At 74.8% G+C, this 22,703-nt stretch carries 17 protein-coding genes; 5 read left to right on the top strand and 12 right to left on the bottom strand.

Features of this window, described 5'->3' with window-relative positions:
* Positions 1-45 precede the first annotated feature (45 nt).
* Positions 46-2,562, bottom strand: coding sequence for a hypothetical protein (locus tag V6U79_RS17845; RefSeq protein ID WP_334615238.1), 2,517 nt, complete (start codon positions 2,560-2,562; stop codon positions 46-48).
* Positions 2,563-2,693: 131 nt separating this feature from the next.
* Between V6U79_RS17845 and V6U79_RS17840 the strand changes: the two genes are divergently transcribed.
* Both V6U79_RS17840 and V6U79_RS17835 read left to right on the top strand, forming a co-directional pair.
* Positions 2,694-3,704 carry an LLM class flavin-dependent oxidoreductase gene (locus tag V6U79_RS17840; protein WP_334615237.1) on the top strand — a complete coding sequence of 337 codons (1,011 nt, stop codon included), beginning with the start codon at positions 2,694-2,696 and terminating at the stop codon, positions 3,702-3,704.
* A gap of 223 nt (positions 3,705-3,927) precedes the next feature.
* Positions 3,928-5,361 carry a pyridoxal-dependent decarboxylase gene (locus V6U79_RS17835; protein WP_334615236.1) on the top strand — a complete coding sequence of 478 codons (1,434 nt, stop codon included), beginning with the start codon at positions 3,928-3,930 and terminating at the stop codon, positions 5,359-5,361.
* A gap of 320 nt (positions 5,362-5,681) precedes the next feature.
* Here the strand turns inward: V6U79_RS17835 and V6U79_RS17830 are convergent, their stop codons facing one another.
* From V6U79_RS17830 to V6U79_RS17805, 6 genes are all read right to left on the bottom strand, one after another.
* Entirely contained in the window at positions 5,682-6,695 is a 1,014-nt protein-coding gene (locus tag V6U79_RS17830) for a sulfite exporter TauE/SafE family protein (protein WP_334615235.1), read from the bottom strand.
* 209 nt (positions 6,696-6,904) lie between these two features.
* Entirely contained in the window at positions 6,905-7,375 is a 471-nt protein-coding gene (locus V6U79_RS17825; RefSeq protein ID WP_334522638.1) for an RrF2 family transcriptional regulator, read from the bottom strand.
* Between the two features lie 57 nt (positions 7,376-7,432).
* Positions 7,433-8,317 (bottom strand): acyl-CoA thioesterase, encoded by an 885-nt coding sequence (locus V6U79_RS17820; RefSeq protein WP_334522635.1) that lies wholly within the window; start codon positions 8,315-8,317, stop codon positions 7,433-7,435.
* The gene (pyk, locus tag V6U79_RS17815; protein ID WP_334522632.1) at positions 8,314-9,762 is read right to left on the bottom strand and encodes a pyruvate kinase; all 1,449 of its coding nucleotides are present in this window, start codon (positions 9,760-9,762) and stop codon (positions 8,314-8,316) included. The genes V6U79_RS17820 and pyk overlap by 4 nt, the downstream gene beginning before the upstream one ends.
* Positions 9,763-9,990: 228 nt before the next feature.
* The gene (locus V6U79_RS17810) at positions 9,991-11,367 is read right to left on the bottom strand and encodes an FAD-binding oxidoreductase (RefSeq protein ID WP_334615234.1); all 1,377 of its coding nucleotides are present in this window, start codon (positions 11,365-11,367) and stop codon (positions 9,991-9,993) included.
* A gap of 119 nt (positions 11,368-11,486) precedes the next feature.
* Positions 11,487-11,852, bottom strand: coding sequence for a YciI family protein (locus V6U79_RS17805; RefSeq protein WP_334615233.1), 366 nt, complete (start codon positions 11,850-11,852; stop codon positions 11,487-11,489).
* Between the two features lie 243 nt (positions 11,853-12,095).
* Here V6U79_RS17805 and V6U79_RS17800 point away from each other — a divergent pair, with 243 nt between their 5' ends.
* The gene (locus V6U79_RS17800; RefSeq protein ID WP_334615232.1) at positions 12,096-15,365 is read left to right on the top strand and encodes a SpoIIE family protein phosphatase; all 3,270 of its coding nucleotides are present in this window, start codon (positions 12,096-12,098) and stop codon (positions 15,363-15,365) included.
* A gap of 66 nt (positions 15,366-15,431) precedes the next feature.
* On the opposite strand, the gene V6U79_RS17795 is transcribed toward V6U79_RS17800, so the two are convergent.
* Entirely contained in the window at positions 15,432-16,241 is an 810-nt protein-coding gene (locus V6U79_RS17795) for a lipase family alpha/beta hydrolase (protein WP_334615231.1), read from the bottom strand.
* Positions 16,242-16,723: 482 nt separating this feature from the next.
* On the opposite strand from V6U79_RS17795, the gene V6U79_RS17790 reads away from it, so the two are divergent.
* On the top strand, positions 16,724-18,079 hold the full coding sequence (locus V6U79_RS17790) for a pentapeptide repeat-containing protein (RefSeq protein WP_334615230.1): 1,356 nt from the start codon (positions 16,724-16,726) through the stop codon (positions 18,077-18,079).
* A gap of 17 nt (positions 18,080-18,096) precedes the next feature.
* On the opposite strand, the gene V6U79_RS17785 is transcribed toward V6U79_RS17790, so the two are convergent.
* Together V6U79_RS17785 and V6U79_RS17780 are read right to left on the bottom strand one after the other, a co-directional pair.
* Positions 18,097-18,360, bottom strand: a complete 264-nt coding sequence (locus V6U79_RS17785) for a DUF6244 family protein (RefSeq protein WP_334522614.1) — start codon at positions 18,358-18,360, stop codon at positions 18,097-18,099.
* 117 nt (positions 18,361-18,477) lie between these two features.
* Positions 18,478-18,723 (bottom strand): winged helix-turn-helix domain-containing protein, encoded by a 246-nt coding sequence (locus tag V6U79_RS17780; protein WP_334615229.1) that lies wholly within the window; start codon positions 18,721-18,723, stop codon positions 18,478-18,480.
* Between the two features lie 264 nt (positions 18,724-18,987).
* Between V6U79_RS17780 and V6U79_RS17775 the strand changes: the two genes are divergently transcribed.
* The gene (locus V6U79_RS17775; protein WP_334522608.1) at positions 18,988-19,161 is read left to right on the top strand and encodes a hypothetical protein; all 174 of its coding nucleotides are present in this window, start codon (positions 18,988-18,990) and stop codon (positions 19,159-19,161) included.
* Between the two features lie 222 nt (positions 19,162-19,383).
* On the opposite strand, the gene V6U79_RS17770 is transcribed toward V6U79_RS17775, so the two are convergent.
* Together V6U79_RS17770 and V6U79_RS17765 are read right to left on the bottom strand one after the other, a co-directional pair.
* Complete coding sequence (locus tag V6U79_RS17770) at positions 19,384-20,076, bottom strand: hypothetical protein (protein WP_334615228.1); 693 nt, start codon at positions 20,074-20,076, stop codon at positions 19,384-19,386.
* Positions 20,077-22,617, bottom strand: coding sequence for an FtsK/SpoIIIE domain-containing protein (locus V6U79_RS17765; RefSeq protein ID WP_334615227.1), 2,541 nt, complete (start codon positions 22,615-22,617; stop codon positions 20,077-20,079).
* Positions 22,618-22,703 lie beyond the last annotated feature (86 nt).

The raw sequence follows: 22,703 nt of genomic DNA, 5'->3' as shown, positions 1-22,703 counted from the left end.
CGACGCCCCGGCCGGCTCGGAACGCGGCCGGCCGGGGCGCCGGCATCAGGGGACGTACCGGTGCAGCCGGTCGTAGCGGCTGTAGTAGAGGTTGCCGTGCTCGTCGGCGGTGAGACCGTTGACGCCGGTGGAGACCAGCTTCGTCACGGCGAGCGTCGATTTGTTGATCTTGAAGACGTGGTCGCCGATGGTGCCGTAGACGTGCGCCGGGTCCCGGGCGATGGTCAGCAGCTCGGCATCCGACCAGGAACCGTAGGTATAGGCGATCTCGGGGAACTTCTGCGTCGGCGCGGTGGTGAAGGTCCTGGTCGCCGGGTCGAAGACGAACAGGTAGCCCTCCGCCATGCCCCAGATCCTCCCGTCCACGACGGCCAGCGCGGTGATCGCGGTGAGCTTCCGGGCGGTCGGCGGAAGGGCCCAGGTCTCGGTCACACCGGTCGCCGGGTCGTGGCTGAAGAGCTTCGCCTCGGTGGCCTTCGGTGTGGTGTCCACACCGAGCGCGCCGCGGATGGTGCTGCCGCCCCAGACCTTCCCGCCGTGGTACGCCAGGGCCACCACGCTCTGGTCGGGAACGATGTTCCGCAGCACCGTGTGCGCCCCGCTGGCCAGGTCGTACACGGTCAGCGCGCCGTCGTGCCGGCCGTAGCCGGCGACCGTGCCGACGAAGAGACGACCGCCGCCGGCGGTGATCGCGACGGGACGGTCCTGCCCGTCGCCGGCGAGCGCCACGAGTTGCCGGGGATTGGTGCCGGGCCGCCAGGGTTGGCCCGGGTCGTACTCGTGGACCTTGGCGCCGGAGTAGGTGCCGACATAGAGCTTCCCGGCGTAGCTGGTCATCGAGTCGGTCTGGGAGAGCCCCCGGTACAACTGATCCGGCCGGCTGTCGTCACCGTCGCCGCTCAGCGGGCGGTACATCCCGGTGGCCCCGCTGAGGTAACCCCCCGTGTAGATGTTGCCGTCCGGTCCGGTGGCGAGGGCGTTGATGTGGGTGGGCTGCGTCGGGGTGCCGGTGACCTGGGTGACCGAGGACGCGCCGTTGGTCGGGTTGTACTTCAGCAGCACGGTCCGGCCGTCCTCGTTCCCGATCACCACCAGCGTCTGACCGGGGTGGCCGGCCTGGTCGGCCAGGCTCACCCAGCCGAAGTGCCCGTAGTCGCCGGTGACGGTCACCCCGACCGGCGTGACCTGCCGGGTGGCGATGTCGTAGGAGGAGAGCACCCCGCCGGAGGCGACGAAGTGGACGCGGCCGTCGCGGGCCGGTGAGACGGTCTTCGCCCCGAAGCTCGCCTCCTCGACCGCGGTGACCGTGCCGTCGGCGTGCTCCGTCACGTTGAGCACCGACATCGTGCCGTTGGCCATGCTGGCGAAGAGCCGACCGCCGGTGTGGGTGAGGTTGCCGACCATGGAGATGTCGGCGTACTTCGCGGGCAGGATGTCCTGCTTCGCGCCGGTCACCCGGTCGAAGCGGATCAACGCGGCGTTGGTGCCGACACCGAGGTAGGTGGCGCCCTGGACGGGGTCGAAGGCGATGCTGCGGACGTACTGCCGGCCCGGCCAGATGGGCTTGCTGCCGAGCTGCGTGAAGCCGTGCGCCGGCTCGTACTTGAAGTAGCCGGCGCCGCGGTAGGTGCCGCCGTAGATCCGCCCGTCGGTGCCGGGAGTCAGGCACCAGACGAACTCCTCACCGGCCATCGCCTGGCCGAGGTCGGTCACCCCGCTGCCGCCGGGCACGTGTCGGTACAGGTGCCCGTTGGAGTACGAGCCGAGGTAGACGCTGCCGTCCGAGGCGGTGGTGGCGGCCCAACCACCGATCGCGCCGGTCAACGGGTAGGTGCTCCCGACGATGCTGGCCGTGTCCACGTCGATCACCCCGAACCGCGCCGGGTTGGTGGCGTGGTCGTTCGAGCCGGTGAAGATGCCGTACGCCTTGTCCTGGTGGGCGCCGATGCCGAACGTGGTGCCGTTGATCTGGGACGTGTCGATCTGGACGCCGAGGTCGGTCACGGCGGCGCTGAGCGACACCTGGTCGACGTAGGCGGTGGCGACGCTGGACCTGCCCGAGTACGGCAGCACCGACATCCGCGTCGTGCCGGCGGGCGCGGTGCCGCTCACCTGGACGGCGGCCCACGTGCCCGGCGCGGCGGTGGTGGCGGCGTAGTGGTTGCCGACGAGCGTGCCGCCGGAGTCGTAGAACCTCAGGTAGAGGTCGATCCCGCCGACCTCGACGAAGATCCGGGCGAAGGCGGTGTAACGGGTGCCCGCGGTCGCCACCGACCGGCCGCTCTCCAGCCCGGTCCCGTCGACGGCGCTGGTGTCGACGATCTTCGCGCTCAGGGTGCCCTGGTAGGCCCGCTCGGCGCTGGCGGAGTTGCCACCCGCGGCGAATTGCGTCCACCCGCTCAGGCCGCTCTCGAAGCCGCTGTTGGTCATCGCCAGATCGGCGGCGTACGCCACCGGTGCGGTCGGTGTGAGCACGGCGAGCGCCGCCGCCACCGCCGCCGCGAGCAGGGGCCTGGTCCTGCTTCTCCGCCGCGGCTCCCCGCGCCCGTCGCTACCCGCCATCGAGGTCCCCCCGCTCTGCCGACTGTCGATGGCCGGACGCTAGCGAAGGGGCGGCCGCCGCGCTGCCCCGCCGGCGGGCGTGACGTGCCCCGGGCCGGAACAACTCCGGCGCGGACCCGGTTGGCACAGACGTGATCGACGTACCCTTGTCTGTTCTTGATCTTGCTCCGGTCGCGGCCGGCGCCGACGCCGGCGAGGCGCTGCGGCACACCACCGAGCTGGCCCGCCGCACCGAGGAGCTGGGTTACCGCCGGTTCTGGGTGGCCGAGCACCACAACATGCCGGCGATCGCGAGCTCCGCGCCCGCGGTGCTGCTCGCCCACCTGGCGGCGCACACGTCGACCATCCGGCTCGGCTCGGGCGGGGTGATGCTGCCCAACCACGCGCCGCTGGTGGTGGCCGAACAGTTCGGCACCCTGGAGGCGCTGCACCCGGGGCGGATCGACCTGGGCATCGGCCGCGCGCCCGGCACCGATCAGGTGACCGCGCTGGCGCTGCGCCGGACCATGGAGGGGCTGTCGGCCGAGGGTTTCCCCCGCGAGCTGGCCGACCTGATGAACTACTTCAGCGGCGACGAACCGGGCCCGATCACGGCCACCCCGGGGCTCGGCCAGGCACCGGCGGTGTGGCTGCTCGGCTCCAGCGGCTTCAGCGCCCAGCTCGCCGGCCTGCTCGGGTTGCCGTTCTCCTTCGCGCACCACTTCAGCGCGCAGCACACGCTGCCCGCCCTGGCGCTGTACCGGCAGCACTTCCGGCCGTCGCGCTGGCTGGAGCAGCCGTACGCCATGGTCGCGGTCAACGCGGTCTGCGCGGAGACCGACGAGCGGGCCGAGTGGCTGGCCGGGCCGAGCGCCCTGTCGTTCCTGAAGCTGCGATCGGGCCACCCGGAGCCGCTGGCCAGCCCCGACGAGGCGGCGGCGTACCCGTACAACGAGTTCGAGCGGGAGTTCGTCCGGCAGCGCCGGGACGGCCAGGCGATGGGCTCGCCGGAGACCGTCGGCCGGCAGCTGACCGACCTGCTGGCCCGCACCGGCGCCGACGAGCTGATGCTCACCACGATGGTCTACGACGTGGCCGACCGGATCCGCTCGTTCGAGCTGATCGCCGAGAAGGTGGCCGGTGGCCTGCGGCGGGATGCCTGAAACACGCTCTTCATACCCGCGTCACCCGGCCGTCGCGCAGCCCGCCTAGGTTTGTCCCCGGTGGTGGTACGGCACTCCCGGTCGGGACGGGTCGGGGGTGCTGCGGTGTGGTGCACCGGGTCGCCAGCTGTGCGGATTCCGCGGCTGGCGATCCGGTGTCTGCTTCCGTGCGGGTACCCGGGTAGCCCTTGCTCCCGGCCGGCCCGGCTGGTCGACTCGTCGGATGGCTGAGCACATGACCCCGGACGAGTTCCGCCGTGCCGGGTACGCGGTGGTGGACTGGATCGCCGACTACTGGACGACCCTCGGGCAGCGCCCGGTGACCTCCCAGGACCCGCCCGGCGCGGTGGCGGCGGCGCTGCCCGCGAGCCCGCCCGAGCACGGCGAGCCGGTCGAGGCCGTGCTCGCCGACCTGGACGCGCTGATCACGCCCCGGCTCACCCACTGGCAGCACCCCGGATTCTTCGGCTACTTCCCGGCGAACACCAGCGGCCCGAGCGTGCTCGGCGACCTGGTCAGCTCCGGCCTCGGCGTGCAGGGCATGCTCTGGGCGACCGGCCCGGCCTGCACCGAGCTGGAGACGGTGATGCTGGACTGGCTCGCCGGCCTGATGGACCTGCCGGAGCGGTTCCGCTCCACCGGCCGCGGCGGCGGGGTGATCCAGGACTCCGCCTCCTCGGCGACGCTGGTCGCCACCCTCGGCGCCCTGCACCGGGCGAGCAAGGGCCGCTGGCGGGAGGCGGGCGTCGACCGCCGCTACCGGGCGTACACCTCCACGCAGGGGCACTCGTCGATCGAGAAAGCGGCCCGGATCGCGGGCCTCGGTGAGGACGGGGTCCGCCCGGTCGAGGTCGACCCGGCGACGCTCGCGATGCGCCCGGAGGCGTTGCGGGCCGCGATCGAGGCCGACCGCGCCGACGGCGACGTGCCCGCCATCGTGGTGGCCACCATCGGGACGACCTCCACCACCGCCGTCGACCCGCTGCCGGAGATCGGTGCGATCTGCGCCGAGTACGGGGTCTGGCTGCACGTGGACGCCGCGTACGCGGGCGCGGCGGCGCTCTGCCCGGAGCTGCGGTGGTCGCACGCCGGGCTGGAGTACGCCGACTCGTACTGCTTCGACCCGCACAAGTGGCTGCTCACCGGCTTCGACTGCGACGCGTTCTGGGTGGCCGACGCCGGCGAGCTGATCGAGGCGCTGACAGTGCTGCCGGAGTACCTGCGCAACGCCGCGACCGAGTCCGGCGCGGTGATCGACTACCGGGACTGGCAGGTGCCGCTGGGCCGGCGGTTCCGGGCGCTGAAGCTCTGGTTCGTGCTGCGCTGGTACGGCGCCGAGGGCCTGCGGGCGCACATCCGCACCGGGGTGGCCCTCGCCGACGGCTTCGCCGCCCGGGTGGCCGAGGACGACCGGTTCGAACTGGCCGCGACGCACCCGTTCTCCCTGGTCTGCTTCCGGCTGCGGGCGGGCGACGAGACGAACGCCGCGTTGCTGTCCCGGGTGAACGCCAGCGGACGGGTGCACCTGACCCACACCCGGGTCGCCGGGCGGTACACGCTGCGGCTGGCGGTCGGTTCGCCGCTGACCACCGCCGCACACGTCGACGAGGCCTGGGAGCTGCTGTCGGCGGCCGCGACCGAACTCCTGGCCGGCTGACAACTCGAGCGGGCGCCACGGGCAGGTGGCACCTGGCGGCCGGCGGGCAGCCACCGGGGGCAGTCAGGCAATCTCCCGAAGAGCGTGATACCTCAGAGGCATCAATATTCCTCTGAGGTATCACGCTCACAGGGGCATCCGCCTCCGGCGCGGTGACACCGCGTGACGGGCCGCTCGTCGCGTCGACCGGTCACGCCGGCGGCGAGCAACAGCCGACCCCCGGTCCGCCTACCGCCGTCCAAGCCGTCCTCCGTGGAGTCGCCCAACGGGAAGGCGAATCCTCGTGGCGGTGCGGGCACGGGTGGGCCGTACCTCTGGGGTCAGCGGTCGGCGGCGGCCAACCGCGTCGTGTCCCGGAGCGGCGCGGTGGCCGGCACCCCGGGGACCGACCCGACCGCCGGCACCGCCGGCGTCGCGGCGTGCGCCGGTGTGGCCCCGCCGGTCGCGGCGCGGGCGGTGTCCACCGTGGTCCGGGCCCGGCGGGTACGGCGCAGCGCCCGCACCGCCAGCACCACCGCGACCAGCCAGCCGAGGGTGAGCAGCGCGTAGACCACGGGCGGGAGCGCGCCACCGGCGTCGCCGGCGCGCAACAGGGTGCGTGCGTTGGTCAGCACGATCACCCCACCGATCGCCGCGCCGAGCAGTTGGGCCGGGACGATCCGCACCAGCCAGGCGGCGACCGGCGCGGCGATCAGGCCGCCGGCCAGCAGGGCGGCGACGGTGGGCAGCAGGAAGCCCTCGCTGCCCAGGCCGATCAGGAAGCCGACGCTGGCCGCGCCGGCGACCACGAACTCGGCGGTGTCGACCGAGCCGATCACCTTGCGCGGCTCCATCCGGCCGGAGACCAGCAGGGCGGGGGTGGCCACCGGGCCCCATCCCCCGCCGCCGGTGGCGTCGACGAAGCCGGCGACCAGGCCGAGCGACCCGAGGAAACGGCCGCGCAGCCGCCCGGCGGCCCGATTGGCGCGCAGCGGGCGGGAGAACCGCACCAGCAGGTACACGCCGAGGGCGAAGAGGATGCCGGCCATCCAGGGGGCGGCGGACTCGGTGGAGATGGAGCTGAGGAAGGTCGCCCCGGCGAAGGCGCCGAGCGCGCCGGGCCCCGCGATGCGGCCGACCACCCGCCAGTCGACGTTGCCGAAGCGCCAGTGCGCGACGCCGGCCGCGAACGTGGTGCCGATCTCGGCCAGGTGCACCGAGGCGGAGGCGGCGGCCGGGGCGACGCCGGCGAAGAGGAGCAGGGTCGACGAGGTCAGCCCGTACGCCATGCCGAGCGCCCCGTCGACGAGCTGCGCGGCCAGCCCGACCAGGGCGAGGACCAGAAGCTTGCGCACGAGCCCCTCCGAACTTTTCGGCATCTCCTATCGACTTGGTCGACAATGCGGCACGAGAAGGCCGCGGTCAAGAGCCCGATCGGTGGGTGGGACGCCGCCAGCCGACGGAGGCGCGGAGACCGCCCTGGAGTCAGGGCCGGCTCAAGTCAGGGCCGGTCGCGAATCAGGGCCGGCTGAGAGTCAGGCCGGTGCGGGGCCGGATCCGCCGCTCAGGTCCAGGCGCGCGGGTCGGCCGCCAGCTCGTTGATCCGGGCCGGGAGCGTGCCGGCGGCCACGTCGCCGACGGTGACCTGCTCGAGAATCTCCCGCTCGCTGGCCCGCAGGGCGATCCAGACGTCCTGCAGGGCCCGGGCCGCGCCGTGGTAGCCGAGCTCCTCGGGCCGCTGCCCCCGGACGTGGGCCAGCGGCCCGTCGATCACCCGGATCACCTCGGCGAGGGAGATCTCCCCCGCCGGGCGGGCCAGCCAGTAGCCGCCCTCGGGGCCCCGCTGGGCGTGCACGATGCCGCCCCGCCGCAGCTGGAGCAGGATGCTCTCCAGGAACTTCGGTGGGATCTCCTGGGCGCGGGCGATCTGCTCGGCGGTGACCGGCCGGGACCGTCCGGCGCTCGCGCCACCGGCGACCGACGCGAGTTCGGCGGCCGCGCGGAGGGCGTAGTCGACCCGGGCGGAGAGACGCATGACGGCAAGGTTAGTCGGCCGGTGGGCCGACCGGCCGACCGGCCCTCACCCGTTCGATCACGCGCCGACGCGGCGCAGCAGACCCTCCTGCACGGCGCTGGCGATGTGCCCGCCGTCTCTGGTGAACATCCGACCGGTGGCCAGGCCACGCGCCCCCGAGGCCGACGGGCTCCAGCAGTCGTAGAGGAACCACTCGTCGGCCCGGAACGGCCGGTGGAACCAGAGCGCGTGGTCGAGGCTCGCGCCGACCACGCCGCCCGGACCCCAGACCTCGCCGTGCACCGAGAGGACCGAGTCCAGCAGGGTCAGGTCGGAGGCGTACGTCAGGGCGCACGCGTGCAGCAGCTGGTCGTCGGGGAGCTTGCCGTCGATGCGCATCCAGACCCGCTGGTGAGGGTCGGCGGGACGGTCACCGGGGCGGACCCAACCGGGCTCGCCGACGTAGCGGACGTCGATCGGGCGCGGGATCTGCCCCCAGATGCCCAGCCGCTCCGGGTAGCGGGAGAGCCGGTCGGTCATGGTCGGCACGTCGTCCGGGCCGGGCACGTCCGGCGGGGTGGGGGCCTGGTGGTCCAGCCCCTCCTCCTGCCGCTGGAACGAGGCCGACATGAAGAAGATCGGCTTGTCGTGCTGGAGGGCGACCGAGCGGCGGACCGAGAAGGACCGGCCGTCGCGGATGTTCTCCACCTGGTACTCGATCGGCTCGGCCGGGTCGCCGGGGCGGACGAAGTAGCCGTGCAGGGAGTGCACGAAGCGCTCCGGGTCGACGGTGCGCCCGGCGGCGACCAGGGCCTGGCCGGCGACCTGACCGCCGTACACCCGCTGCGGGCCCACCGGCGGGCTCATCCCCCGGAAGGTCATCTCGCCGGTGTGGTCCAGGTCGAGGACCTCCAGCAGCTGGTCGACCGCGGCCTGGCCGGTCGCCGCCGGATGCTCGGTCACTGCAGGGCCCGCGCGGACGCGGCGTCGACCAGCGAGCCGAGCTGGTGCACCCGCAGCGTGTTGGTGGAGCCGGGGGTGCCGGGCGGCGAGCCGGCGACGATCACCACGTAGTCGCCCGGGTTCGCCCGGTTGAGGCCGAGCAGCGCCTGGTCGACCTGGCGGAACATGTCGTCGGTGTGCTCGACGAACGGCATCAGGAAGGTCTCCACGCCCCAGCAGAGCGCGAGCTGGTTACGCACCTCCGGCACCGGGGTGAAGGCCAGCAGCGGCAGGTCGCAGTGCAGCCGGGAGAGCCGCTTGACGGTGTCGCCGGTCTGCGAGAAGGCGACCAGTGCCTTGGCGCCGATGGCCCGGGCGATCGAGGAGGCGGCGACGGTGAGCGCGCCGCCGTGGGTACGCGGGTCGTGCTGGAGCCGGGGCACCCCGATCGAGCCGGCCTCGGTGGTGGTGACGATCTTGGCCATGGTGCTGACCGTGAGCACCGGGTACTTGCCGACGCTGGTCTCACCGGAGAGCATCACCGCGTCCGCGCCGTCGAGCACCGCGTTGGCGACGTCCGAGGCCTCCGCGCGGGTCGGGCGGGAGTTCTCGATCATGGAGTCGAGCATCTGGGTGGCCACGATGACCGGCTTGGCGTTCTCCCGGCAGAGCTGCACGGCGCGCTTCTGCACCAGCGGCACCTGGTCCAGCGGAAGCTCGACGCCCAGGTCGCCGCGGGCCACCATGATCCCGTCGAAGGCCAGGACGATCGCCTCCAACTGGTCCACCGCCTCGGGCTTCTCGACCTTGGCCAGCACCGGGCGGTACACGCCCACCTCGGCCATGACGCCGTGCACCAGCTTGATGTCCTCCGCTGAGCGGACGAAGGAGAGCGCGATCAGGTCGACGCCCAGGCCGAGGGCGAACCGCAGGTCCTCGGCGTCCTTCTCCGACATCGCCGGGACGCTGACCGCCACGTTCGGCAGCGAGACGCCCTTGTTGTTGGAGACCGGGCCGCCCTCGGTGACCAGGCAGCGGATGTCGTTGCCGGTGACGTCGCTGACCTCGACGGCGACCCGGCCGTCGTCGATCAGCAGCCGGTCGCCCGGCTTCACCTCCTGCGGCAGCTTGCGGTAGGTGCAGGAGACCCGCTCCTTGGTGCCGATGATGTCGTCGCCGGTGATCACGACCGAGTCGCCGGTGCGCCACTCGTGCGGGCCGTCGGCGAACTTCCCGAGCCGGATCTTCGGGCCCTGGAGGTCGGCCAGGACGGCGACGGGGTTGCCCGCGGCCTCGGCCGCCTCGCGCACCATCCGGTAGACCGACTCGTGGTCGGCGTGGCTGCCGTGGCTGAAGTTGAGCCGGGCCACGTTCATGCCCGCCTCGACGAGCCCCCGGATCCGCTCCGGCGACGAGGTGGCAGGACCAAGAGTGCAGACGATCTTCGCGCGGCGTGTCACGCCCATCAGGCTAGTATCTCCTCCGGGTCGACCTGCGGGCCGGCCCCTTGTGAACTGCGGAAAACATCGTCCAACGACCGCGCGAGCGGACGCGTGGCCGGCCGGACGGGCGCCGCGCCGGGGGACGTCGTGAGCGGCGGGCATCGGCGACCGCGCGCCGGGAATCGTACCGCCCGGCCGCGCCCGCCGGCCGGGGCGCTCCCACGTCCGCGACCACGCCCGCCACGACGCGGCTCACTCCTCGTCGTCGGTCACCGGCAGCGTCGGTACGGCGGAGAACACCCCGCGCGGGTCGTAGCGGCGCTTGGCGCGGCACAGCCGCTCCCAGTTCCCGCCGTAGGCCAGCCGCACCCGGTCGGTCTCGTCCGGGGCGAGCAGGTTGGGATAGCCGCCCGGCAGGGCGAGCGGGGCGAGCGCCGCGGAGGTGCGCTCGGCCCAGTCCCGGTGCGCCCCCGGCTCGTCGCCCGGCGCCCAGACCGCGATCACCTCGGCGAGCAGGTGGTCGGCGCGCAGCCCGAACGCGGTGTCGGTGACCCCGATCCGGCTGGCCGCGCCGTGGAAGTGGTGCAGGGCGATCGCCGAGTACGGCGAGCTGACCCGCCGGGCCGCGTCGACCAGCACCTCGACGGCGTCGTCGGTGAGCTCCGGCAGCCACCGGGTACGCAGCAGGTAGTGGTTGCCGTCGACCATGCCGTCGTCGAACATCCGCAGCACGTCCTCGTACGGCAGGGGCGCGACCTGGTCGACCAGCGGGGTGCCCCACGCCCGGATCCGGTCGACGTGGCGCTGCCCCGCCGCCGGGTCGGCGCCGCTGTGGACCGGGCAGACGAAGACCAGCGGCTCACCCTGCGGGCCGGGCAGGAAGCCGGCCATCACGGTCAGCTCGTCGGGGGCGTCGGCGAGCAGGTCGCGGTAGCCGCGCAGCACGTCGACCGCCTCGTCCAGGGCGAACATGACCATCCCGGCGAGGGCGGCCGGCAGCCGGTGCGCCCGGTACGTCAGCCGGGTGACCACCCCGAAGTTGCCCCCGCCGCCGCGTAGCGCCCAGAACAGCTCGGGCTCGTGGGTCGGGTCGGCGACGACCCGGCGACCGTCGGCGAGCACCACCTCGGCGGCGAGCAGGTTGTCCAGGGCGAGGCCGTGCCGGCCGCAGAGCGGACCGTACCCGCCGGCGAGGGTGAGGCCGGCGAGGCCGACGGCGCGGACCACGCCGGTGGCGACGACCAGGTCGTACGGGCGCAGGGCGGCGACCACGTCGGCGGCGGTGACGCCGCCGGCCACGGTGACCGTCCCGGCGGCCGGGTCGACCTCGACCTCGCGCATCCCGGTGAGGTCGAGCACCAGGCCGCCGTCGCGCAGCGCGCGCCCGGCCCAGTCGTGGCCGCCGACGCGGACGGTCAGCGGCAGCCGGCAGCGCCGCGCGACGCGGAGCACGGCGGCGACCTCGCCGACGTCGCGGCAGCGGGCGATCATCGCGGGCGCCCGGTCGACCGCGCCGTTCCACACGGTCACAGCGGCGGGAAAGTCGACGTCGGCGGGCTGGAGCAGGCGGTCACCCAGCAGCTCACGCAGAAGGTCGGCGGCGTGGGAGACGGTGGGGGCGGAGGTCATCGAAGCTCCTCGGCCCGGGCCCCGGTGACGCCCGGCGCGCCCGCGGCGGAACCCGGATCCTCCCAGTGGACACCCGCGCGGCGGGAACCGCCGTCACCCGCCCGACAGTCCCCGGCGACTCAGCTCCCGGCCTTGGCCAGCGGGAACTCCATCGAGCCGGCCGGGCAGAGGAAGGTCAGCACGTCCACCTGGTAGAGCCCGGCCTGGACCGCCGGATCGGCCTCCATGACGGTGCGCACGTCGTCGACCGAGCCGGTGCGGGCCAACCCGATGCCGATCGGCGGGGCCGGCTCGCGCGCCGGCCCGTCGATGGAGCCGGCGACCAGCACCAGGCCCCGGCGTTGCAGGGCCTGCATGTGCTCGGCGTGCTCGGACTGGAGCCGCTGCACCGTCTCGCTGGGCAGCGCCGGGCCCGCCGGCCCCGGATAGAGCACGATGCACTCGTAGGTGTCGAGCGCGAAGTCCACCCTCGGCGTACCCGTCATGGCGCTCCCTCCCGCGCGGCGGGCGTCCGCGCCCCCGCCGCTCCCCCGACGGCCAGCGTCCCACGGCCGGGGCGCCCGCGCCCCCGGCTCCGGTCAACTCCCCGGTGCCGCGCCGGTTTGCCCACCGGGTGGGTCGTCCCCCGGATCCCGCCGACGGCGTGCTCGACGAGGGTCGGCGACGCACCTCGCTGGTACGGTCCGACTGATGGGGGCACGCCCGAGCCGCCGAGCGGAGGTCCCGACGTGACGGACCGGCACACGGCGCGGCTGCGCCGGCTGGTCGGCAGCGTGCTGGGCGTCACCCGGCTCGGGGCCGGCCGGCTCGCGCGCCGGCTGCGGGAAGCCGGCGAGCGGAGACGCGCCGGGCGGGCGGAGGCGGTCGCCCGCGCCGACCAGCAGCGATCCGACCAGCGGTTCCGGAGCCTGGTGGAGGCGTCCAGCGCGGTGGTCTGGACCGCCGACGCGACCGGGGCGATCGTCGCGCCACAGCCGTCCTGGGAGGCCTTCACCGGGCAGCGCTGGGAGGAGTACCGGGGCACCGGCTGGGGGACGGCGGTGCACCCGGACGACCAGCTGCGCATCCGGGCCGCCTGGCAGGAGGCGCTGACCGCCCGGGCGCCGCTGTTCGAGGCCGAGGGGCGGCTCTGGCACGCCGCCAGCGACGGGTACCGGCACTTCGCCGTCCGCGCGGCCAGCCTGCGCGACGCCGACGGCGCGATCACCGAGTGGATCGGCACCATCTACGACATCGAGGACCGGGTGGTCGCGGAGGCGGCGGCCCGGCGCACCGCGGCGATCAGCACCGCCCTGCTGGACAGTGCCCCGATCGGCATCGGCCTGGTCGACCCGGAGCTGCGCTACCTCCAGGTCAACCCGGAGCTGGCCCGGCTGAACGGGTTGCCGGCCGAGGCCCACCTGGGGTTGCGCCCCGGCGAGGTGCTGCCCGCGTACGAGCCTCGGATCGAGGAGTTGATGCGCCGGGCGCTGGAGCGGGGCCCGATCGTCGGGGTGGAGTTCACCGCCGAGCCGGAGCGGCCGGGAGTGGGCCGGCGTCACCTGGTGGCCAGCTACTTCCCGATCCGGATCCCCGACGCCGACGAGCCAGTGGGGCTCGGGTTCACCGTCGTCGACGTCACCGAACGCACCCGGCTGCTGGAGGAGCTGGGCGCCCAGCGGGCCCGCTTCGAGCGGTTGGCCGCCACCGACGTGCTCGCCGTGTTCGGCGGCGAGGAAGACCGGATCACCGAGGCCAACGAGGCGTTCCTGGCGATGCTCGGCCACACCGCGCAGGACGTCGCGCAGGGCCGGCTGACCTGGCCCGGCCTCACGCCCCCCGGCTGGGAGGAGGCGGACGCGCGGGCCCTGGCGGAGCTGCGCGCCACCGGCCGGGCCGGCACGTACGACAAGGAGTACCGGCACGCCGACGGGCACCTCGTCCCGCTGCAGATCGGGGTGGTGGCGCTGCGACGGCAGCCGCTGCGCTGGCTGGCGTACGCGACCGACCTCAGCGCGGAGCGGGCCACCCAGGCGGAGCTGCGGCTGTTCCAGGCGCTGGTGGAACGCTCGGGTGACTTCATCGCGGTGGCCGCGCCGGACGGGCGGGCGGTCTACGTCAACCCGGCCGGTCGGGAGTTCGTCGGCCTGGCCGACGGCGCCTCGCTGGATGAGCTGCGGCTGTTGGACTTCGCCGCGCCGCAGGCGCGCGAGGTGTGGCGCGCGGAGCTGATCCCGGCCGCGCTGCGCGCCGGGCACCATCGGGCGGAGAGCCGACTGGTCCGGTTGGACACCGGCGAGCAGCTCGACGTGGACCATCAGACGTTCACCGTCACCACCGGCGACGGTCGGGACACCACGGCGTTCGTCGCCACGGTGGCCCGGGACATCAGCGACCGGCAGCGGGCGCTGCGGCAGGCCGAGGGGCTGGCCGGGCTCGCCGGGGCGCTCAGCTCCGCCCGGGGCCGGGACGCGGTCGTCGACGCGATCACCTCGACCGCGCCGGCGGTGGTCGGGGCGTCCGCCGTCCGGGTGGCGGTGGCGCCGCCGGGGTCGCCGACCCTGCAGGTGTCCGACGGCGCCGGCCGGCATTCGCTGCCGGTGGCGGCCGACGTGCCGCTGGCCCGGGCGGTCCGCGAGGACACGACCGTCCCGTTGGCCGGCGACGCCGGGGTCTGCCTGCCGCTGCGCGACGGTGACGGCGGGGTGTCCGGCGCGCTGGAGGTGCGCTGGGGCCAGCCGGTCGCCGACGACGACGAGGCGCGGCGCACCCTGCTCGACGCGATGGCCGGGCTGTGCAGCCAGGCCCTGCGGCGTGCCGAGCTGACCGGGTCGGCGCTGGCGATGGCCGACTTCGCGGCGCGGCTGAGCGTGACCCGGTCCGCCCAGGAGGCGATCGAGGTCATCCTGTCGGCGGCGCCGGCGACGATGGGGGCGGCCGTGCCGGGCTTGGCGATGCGGGACGAGGGGCAGCGGCTGCGGCTCTGGTACGGCGAGACGCCGGAGGCGCTCGCCGCCAGCTTCGCCGACCTGACCCTGGACGACCCGCGGCCGATCGCCCGGGCGCTGCGCACCGGCGAGCGGATCGTGCTGCGGGACCGGGCCGAGTTCGCCGCGCGCTTTCCCGGCCTGGCCGACCCGGTCGGCGCGCACGGCATCGTCACCACGGTGGCGCTGCCGCTGCTGGACGCGCAGCGCCAGCCGATCGCCGCGCTGGGCTTCGGCTGGTTGCGGGAACGCCCCCTGCGGGAGGGCGACCTGGCCCTGCTGGACACCATCGCCGACCTCTGCGAGCAGACCCTGGAACGGGTCCGGCTGGCCGCCGCCGAGCACAACCTGGTGACCCGGCTGGCGGGACGGCTGCGTACCTCGGCGGCGGTGGCCCCGGCCGCCCTGGACCTCGCCACCCGCTACCAGCCGGCGATGAGTGGCCTGCACCTCGGCGGCGACTGGTACGACCTGATCGCGCTGGACGGCGGCCGGCTGACGGTGGTGGTCGGGGACGTGGTGGGGCACCGGGTGGAGGCGGCCGCCGACATGGCGCAGCTGCGGACGGTGGTGAACACCCTGATCCGTACGGGGGTGCCGCTGGCGGAGGTGTTCCCCCGGGTGACCGAGCTGATCGGGTTCGGGTTCCTCGGCACCTGCCTGGTGATGGAGGTGGACCCGGGGGCGGGCGAGGTGGCGGTGGCCCGGGTCGGGCATCCGCACCCGGTGCTGGTGCGCCCCGGCCGGCCACCGGAGACGGTGTCGACCGGCAACGCGCTGCCGTTGGGGATGGTCACGGACCCGGTGCCGGTGACCCGGGTGCCGTTCGGCCCGGGCGACCTGCTGGTCGCGTACACCGACGGGTTGGTGGAGCGGCGGGACCAGGACTACGACGCCGGGGTGGCGGCGCTGCACGAGGTGATCGCGCCGGTGCGGGACCAGCCGGTGGAGGCGATCGCCGACGCGATCCTGACGAAGCTCTCCGGTTCCGAGGACGACCAGGCGCTGGTGGTGATCCGGCACGTGGGGTGAGCCGGCGGTGCCGGTCCCCGGCCTTCGACGGCCGGCCGCCGCGCGGGTGGCCGGCCGTCGGAGCTGTCACAGGGCGAGGCAGTGGGGGCGGATCGGGGCGTCGGTGAGGGCCTGCCGCACCACCGAGTACGTGGTGCCGTCGAGCACCAGCCCGAGGTGACCGACGATCCGCAGCGGACAGGCGGACTGGATCAGCACGTTGGTCGCGCCCTCGCCGAGCGCCGCGTTGCCGACCGGCCGGACCAGCTCGTCCTGCCAGGTGCGGACGGTGGTCCAGCGCACCGCCCCCGGCGTGTCGTCATCGCCGTTGAGTTCGGCGAGCAGTGCCGACCCGATGGACATCTGCTGGCAGGCGACGATGCCGGCGCAGCTGCCCAGCCCGATGAACTTGAGGATGTTGGCGACGTAGGTGCCCTGCTGGGGGACGCCGAGGCTGACGAAGCGCCCGACGGCGTCGACGCCGCCGAGGAACTTCACGTACCAGCGGGCGACCAGGCCACCCTGGGAGTGCGCGACGAGGTCCACCTTCGACGCGCCGGTGCTGGCGCGCACCTTGTCGACGTGCCCCTTCAGGGCGCGGGCGGACTCCCGGAGGTCGCCGAAGCCGAGCCCCGGCAGCTCGTAGATCGAGACCCGGAATCCGTTGGCGCGCAGTCGGGCGGCGATCGGCTCGTAGGCGATGGAGACGCCGATGGTTCCCCCGACGACGATGACGGGGTTGGCCGTGGCGGCGACCGTGGCGGCGGACGCGTCGGTGGGCGCCGGGACGGTGGAGGCGGGGCGGTCGGGGGCGGCGCCGGCGGCGGTGGCCGGGACGAGCAGGGCGGCGACGGCGGTGGCCGTCGTCGCGGCGGCGAGGATCGTTCGGAGCAGCATGGCTGCACCTCCGGTGGGAGGTACCCGGGGAGCCGGGACGGGGTGGGTGAGGGATCCGATCGATCGTGGGAACGATGATGCGTGGCTGATTTCACAGTCGTCAATGGAAAGTTACGGGCCGGTAACGTGAAGTCGCCCCTGGGGCACAAACCGGCGTATCGGACCTCACCCGGCCGGCGCCCCCGGCACCCGGGTTGCGCTGCGGGAATGGCGAGGCCACTGAGGACGGTCTGGTCGGGCGGGTCGTCGGTGGAGTCGCGAGGCGACCGCACCGGCACCTGAGGCTGCGCGGCGAGGCGGCGGTGGCGGGAACCGGTCCCCATCGCCGGCGGGGAGTTGCCGGGCGCGCTTTAGAGCTGATGTCGCAGGCGAATCAGGGGTGGGAGATTCGGGTCGGTCGGTACTCGTCCACGCTGGATGGGTGCCGGGCGACCACTCGCACGGGATCCGCTGCCCCATCGACCGGATGGCATGCTGTGCCGGTGCCTCGGAGACCAGCACCGGACGAACGGCTGCGGGTGATGCCCTGGTGGCTGGTGCCCGTCGGTCTGCTGCTCGCGGTGCTGCTGGGCTGGCTGGTGCTGGACTGGCTGCTCGGCGAGGCGGACCGCGCCGCCCAGCCGGACACCCGCGCCACGCTGCGCGTCGACGCCATCCGCACCGGGCTGACGGTGGTGGCCGGCACCGGTGGCGGGCTGGCGCTGCTGCTCGCCGGCCGGCGGCAGTGGATCAGCGAACGCGCGCAGCGGCACCAGGAGACCGTCGACGCGCGGGACCAGGCGCACCGGGAGCGGGCGCAGGCGCACACCGAGGCGGTCGCCGAGGCCGCGCAGCGGCACCAGGACCGGCAGGCCGAGGCCGCGGAGCACGACGCGGCCGAGCGTCGGGTGACCGAGCTCTACACCCGCGCGGTCGAGCTGCTCGGCAGCGACAACCCGGCGGTACGCCTCGGCGGCCTGCACGCCCTCGATCGGCTCGGGCAGGACAACCCGGCCCAGCGCGGCACCATCGTCGCGGTGCTCTGCGCGTACCTGCGGATGCCCGCGCCGGACGACGACGCCCGCGAGACGGAGGTACGCCGCACCGCGCAGCGGGCGCTCACCCGACATCTGCACGCGGACGACGACGCCTGGTGGCCCGGGGTCAGCCTCGACCTGACCGGCGCGCGGCTGGACGCCTTCGACGCCAGCGGCTGCACGCTCGTCGACGCGGACCTGCGCGGCGCGGTCTGCGCGGGCACCACCCGGCTGACCGGCGCCACCGTACGGGGTCGGCTCCAGCTCGTGGCGGCGACCTTCGACGAGCTGGTCCTGGACGGCCTCACCGGCGACGCCGAGGTCCTGCTGGACGACGCCCGCTGCACCGGCGGAATCAGCCTCGACCGGGCCGAGCTGCGGGGCGGTCTCTCCGCGCGTGGGGCGATCCTCGGCCGGTTCTCCGCCCGCGGCGTGACGTTCCACCAGCCGGCCAGCTTCGACGGCGCCCGGTTCACCGACGGCGCCAGCTTCCGCGAGGCGGTGATCCTCGGCGGGCTCGCCCTGGACCACGCCGAGTTCGCCGGGGACGCCGACTTCCGGGCCGCCCGCTTCGCGGACCTGGCCCTGTTCCGCTGGACGGTGTTCCGGGACGGGGCGTGGTTCGAGAGGGCCCGCTTCGAGGGGCCGGTGAACCTGGGCCGGGCGACCTTCCACGGGCCGGTGACGTTCGGCGGGGCGACGCTGACCCAGCGACCCCTGGTCGACCGGGTCCGGGCCAGCGCCTCCGCCGCGCACGTCTGGCCGGAGGGGACGGCCGTGTCCGCCCTGGACGACGACTGGCTGCTGCTCACCGACCCGTGAGGCGCGCGACGTCAGGCTCAGTTTCCCAGGGCCTGGACCTTCGCGATCGTCTCCTGGACGTGCTGCCGGGCCGGGTCGCCGCCCTGGGAAGCCTGCTCCAACGCCTGCCGGTAGGAGTCGATGACGCCGATCAACTGGCCGGCGGCCACGCCCTCCAGCGCGCCGGCCACCAGGGCCCGCGCCTCGGCGGCGTCCTGCGCGGCGGCGGCCGCCTTGGCCTTCGCCTCGTCCAGCTTCTGCGCCGCCGCTGCCAGCCTCGCGATGATCTGCGCCGCGCTCACGCGCCCTCCCCCGGTCACCCCGCGTCGATCGGCCGCGCCACCGCACCGGCAGCGACCACAGGGGAGCCTACGAGATCCGCGCAGCGACCGCGACCATGCGAGAACGTAGGGAGCGCGCTACCGCTCGGCGACGAAGACGCCGACACCACCAACACCCTCAACGAGGCCCTCGATTTTTAGCGCGTTGATCGCCTGCCGCACGACGATGGACGACACGCCGTGCTGACGACACAGCTCAGAGGTTGAAGGCAGCTTGTCGCCGGGTGCGAGTTCACCGGACTGGATCTGGGCGCGGATGCCGTCTGCAATCAGCGCCCACTTGGCTTTGGCGGGCATTGGTGTCTCCCAGGTCTGCACCGCCATTTGATCACGAGCAACTTGGTATAGCAAGCAATGTGTGGTCGCGACGCTTGCGCGTGCATCACCTGTTATATACGCTTACATCGACCGGCTCCCAGGTCTGCAAACCCGGAGTTGGTCCGTTCCCACCGCACAGAGCGCCCGGCCGGTCCCCCGCCGGCCGGGCGTGCCGGACCGGCCCACAGGCCACTCGACCCGCCCGACACCGCACGGGTGCAGAGCACAGCGACACCAGACCCGAGGAGACCGACCCGACGGGAGAGACCCGTGGACGACCTACCCGAGCAGTCCGGCTTCGTGTCCACGCAGGACCTGGCCGACGCCGACGACATCCTCTTCGCCCATCCCCCGCGCCCGGTCAGCCGCTGGGTCTGCGGCTGCGGCGAGGACTACCCGTGCCCGGAGGTGCGCTTCGCCCTGCTGGTCAGGGGCGAACGATAAACGCGCCGGCCTACCGGGCGTACGCGGCGCAGCGGATCGCCGAGGCGCGGCGGACGATCGACGAGCACACCGTCGAGGCGTACACCGGGGTGTGCCGGGGCTGCGGACGGCCCGGGCCTTGCGACGCGCAGCGGGACGCGCGGACCTTGTTGCCGCCGCACGCCGGCGCGGGCGGGCCATCGCGCGCCGCCGCGGGACGACGGACGGCTCAACCCTGGCGGCTCAGCGCAGCAGGCGGACCAGCAGCAGGCTGGCGCAGTAGGCGGTGGGTACCAGGGCCACGCAGATGACGAAGCCGAGCGGGACGAAGCGGGGCGGGTCGACGGTGGCCAGAGCGGGACGACCCCAGCGGCCGAGGATGAACCAGCCGGCCGCGAACGACAGCACCGGCAGCCCCGCGCAGATCCACGCGCCCAGGGTGAAACCGCTGACCAGCCCGACCCCTGACGCCACCACCAGCACCAGCATGAGCAGCACGCCGACGGCGGCGCAGGCCACGTAGACGGCGACCGCCCGGGCCGTCGGCGTCCAGGTGGGCAGCAGTTCGGGCCGCTGGGCGAGCGCCTCGACGTACCCGGTGTGCCGGTCGGCCTCGTCGGCCAGCCGACGCGCCTCCTCCAGCACGACCACCGGATCGTCGGCGCCGGTGACCGCGAGGGCCGGCGCGCCGGCCGGGTCGGTCGCTGACGGGGCCGGATCGCCGCCGGGCGCCGGAGCCGCGTCGGGCGGCACGCCGATCGCCCGGCCGAGCTGGTCGAGGCGCTGGCCCTGGACGGCGAGCCGCTGCCCCAGCTCCGCGACCCCGGCGTGCAACCGGCGGCGGCGTTCCGCCTCGGCGGCCGCGCCCCGCTCCCCCTCGCGTACCTGGACGGAGAGTTGGCGGACGGCGGCGGCGTATTCGTCGAAGGTGGACACTCAGCGCTCCTCCTCCTCGAGCCGGTGCCCGGGCCGGACGAACGGCACGATCAGCGCGGTCCGCTGGGCGTGCCGGTCCACCAGCAGCGCCCGATCGGCCCGCGGCGTGTACGTCAGGTCGGTGACCCCGAGGTGCAGGCCCAGGTCGACGGCGGGCACGTCGAGGGCGACCAGGCAGGCCACGTCGTCCCGGTTCTGCGCGCCGCCGAGGTCGTCGGCGAGCCGGCGCAGCCCGCGCCACCAGCCGAGCAGGTGCACCCCGTGGCCCGGCCCCTGGCGCAGCAGCGCCCGCAGGTCGTCGTGCCCGGAGCGGAAGGTGCCCGGGTCGGGCCGGCCGAGGGTGGCGGCGGCCGCGTCCATGCCGAACACCACCAGGTACGTCCGGCCGCCGTCGGCCGCACCGGCGGCCAGTTCGGCGACCCGCCCGGGCAGGCCGGCGGCGTCGAGCAGGGTGACCGGGTGGCCGGCGGCCTTGATCCCGGCTGCGGTCTCGTCGGCCAGCTCGTCGGCGGCCTCCACCAGCGGCACGAGCACGAACTCCGCCTCGCCGGGGGTGTGCTGGCGGGCCAGCCCCAGCGCGGCGGCGCGCAGCACGTGCGCGCCGGTCGTCGCGGTGCCGACCACCGCCAGGTGCCGGCCGGGGGTGGCGTCCAGGGCGAACTGGGCGGGGGTGCCGTCCACGTCGACCGTCCGGCCGACCAGTGCGACGGGACGCCGGCCGCCGGGGCGCAGGGCGGCGCCGGCCGGATCGTCCTCCAGGTGCGCGGAGGCGTACCCCCGGAAGACGGCCGGGGGACGCGAGCCCGGCGGCCGGTCGTCCCACAGCTCGTAGCGCAGCCGGGCGACCTGCCGGCCGTCGGCGTGCGCGTCGGGGAACCGGATCAGGGTGTCCGCGCCGGCCGCGCCCGCAGCGGTGTTGACCACGGCGGTGCCGAGCGCGGTGGCGGCGCCGGCGGTGGCGCGGGGGCCGAGCACCGAGTCCCCGCCGGGCAGCGCCACCCGGAGCGCGAACTGCCCGAACAGCGACTCAGCCCGGCCGTAGAGGGCCTCGATGCCGGTGGTGCTCTGGCTGGCCAGCACCAGGTGCACGCCGTACGAGCGGCCCTTGCGGGCCAGCTCCTCCAGCAGGTCGGCGGCCTCCCGGGCCAGCCGGTCGTTGCCGGCGAGCAGCACGTGGAACTCGTCGACCACGACCACCGTCCGGGGCACCGCCTGCTCGGGCGGGAGGTCGGCCAGCTTGGTGACGCCGTGCCGCTTGAGCAGGTCGGCCCGCCGCCCCAGCTCCCGGCGCAGCTCGCGGAGCACCGCGAGGCCGTACTCCCGGTCGGACTCGACGCCGACCGCGCGGGCGTGCGGCAGGAACGACGGGTCCCGCTCGGTGGGGACGAACTCGGTGAAGCTGACGCCCTCCTTGAAGTCGAGCAGCCAGAGCTGGAGTTCGGCCGGGGAGTAGCGGGCGGCGAGGCCGTAGAGGACGTCGATCAGGAAGACCGTCTTGCCGGCGCCGGTGCGCCCCCCGACCAGCCAGTGCGGGGTGGCGTCGTCGAAGGCGAGGGTGGCCGGCGCGCGACCGGCCCGCCCGACGACCGTCCGCAGGCCGGTCCGCGCCGACTCGGTCCAGCGCCGTTCGGGCAGCAGGTCCGCGACGTGCAGCGCCGCGTCCCGGCGTACGGCCGCGTTCAGCCGCGCGGCGAGCGAGCGGACGGCCTCGGCGGGCGGGTCGCCGTCGAGCAGCACCGGTACGGCCAGCCCGGTGCCGTCGTCGCCGAACGGGTGCGCGGGCGGGTCGCCGACCCAGGCGTACCGCTCGTCCAGGCGCAGCGTGGTGGCGCCGCCCAGGGGGAGGGCGGGCTGGCCGGGCCGCGGGTCGGGGTGCCCGGCGAGCAGGACGCAGACCGCGGCGGTCGGCCCGGCGTGGGTGAGCGCGGCGAGCCGGGCCAGCTCCCGGGGGGCCGGGGCGGAGGCGGCGACCACCAGCAGCAGCTCGGCGTCGTCCGGGCCGGCCTGCTGGGCCGCGCGGGCGTGCGCCTCGGCCGCGTCGAGCAGCGCGCCGATCTCCCTCTCGGTGGTGGCGGTCGCGCCGAGGACGCCGGCGTCGCGCAGCGGGCGCAGCGGCAGGAACGTGGCGCCCAGCGCGGCCGGGTCGATGCCGACCACCCGGACCGCGCCCGGCGTGGCGGTGGCGAGCAGCCGCAGCACCAGCAGCCGCAGCAGCACGGCCACCCGGGGGTCCCGGGCGTCGGCGTTGACGGTGAGGTGGCGGCCGGCGCCCAGGGGCAGCAGCAGCGGGAAGCGTCCGTCGGCGGTGGACGCGTCGCCGATCCGGACGGGCGCCGGCACGTCGGTGCCGGTGGCGCCGCCGGTGCGCGGGGCGGCCAGGCCGTCCGCGAGCCGGCCCAGCCGGGCGATGAGGTCGACGGTGCGTTCCGGCGCGGGCTGGCCGGCCAGCCGGTCGAGCAGTGCCCGGGCCCGGTCCCACCGCTCACGGGCCTGCCGGTGGACCGCGACCGCCTGCCCGTACGCCGACGCGAGCCTGCCCACCCTCTGCTCCCCACCCACGTCCGTCCGGTCGAGCAGAACCCTAACGGAGCCGGGCCCGCGACGCACGGAGCTGTCGTCGCCTGCTT

It is taken from the genome of Micromonospora psammae, from assembly GCF_036902725.1.
In the GTDB taxonomy this organism is placed as follows: Bacteria; Actinomycetota; Actinomycetes; order Mycobacteriales; family Micromonosporaceae; genus Micromonospora.
This window is presented reverse-complemented; position numbering and strand designations above follow the sequence as displayed.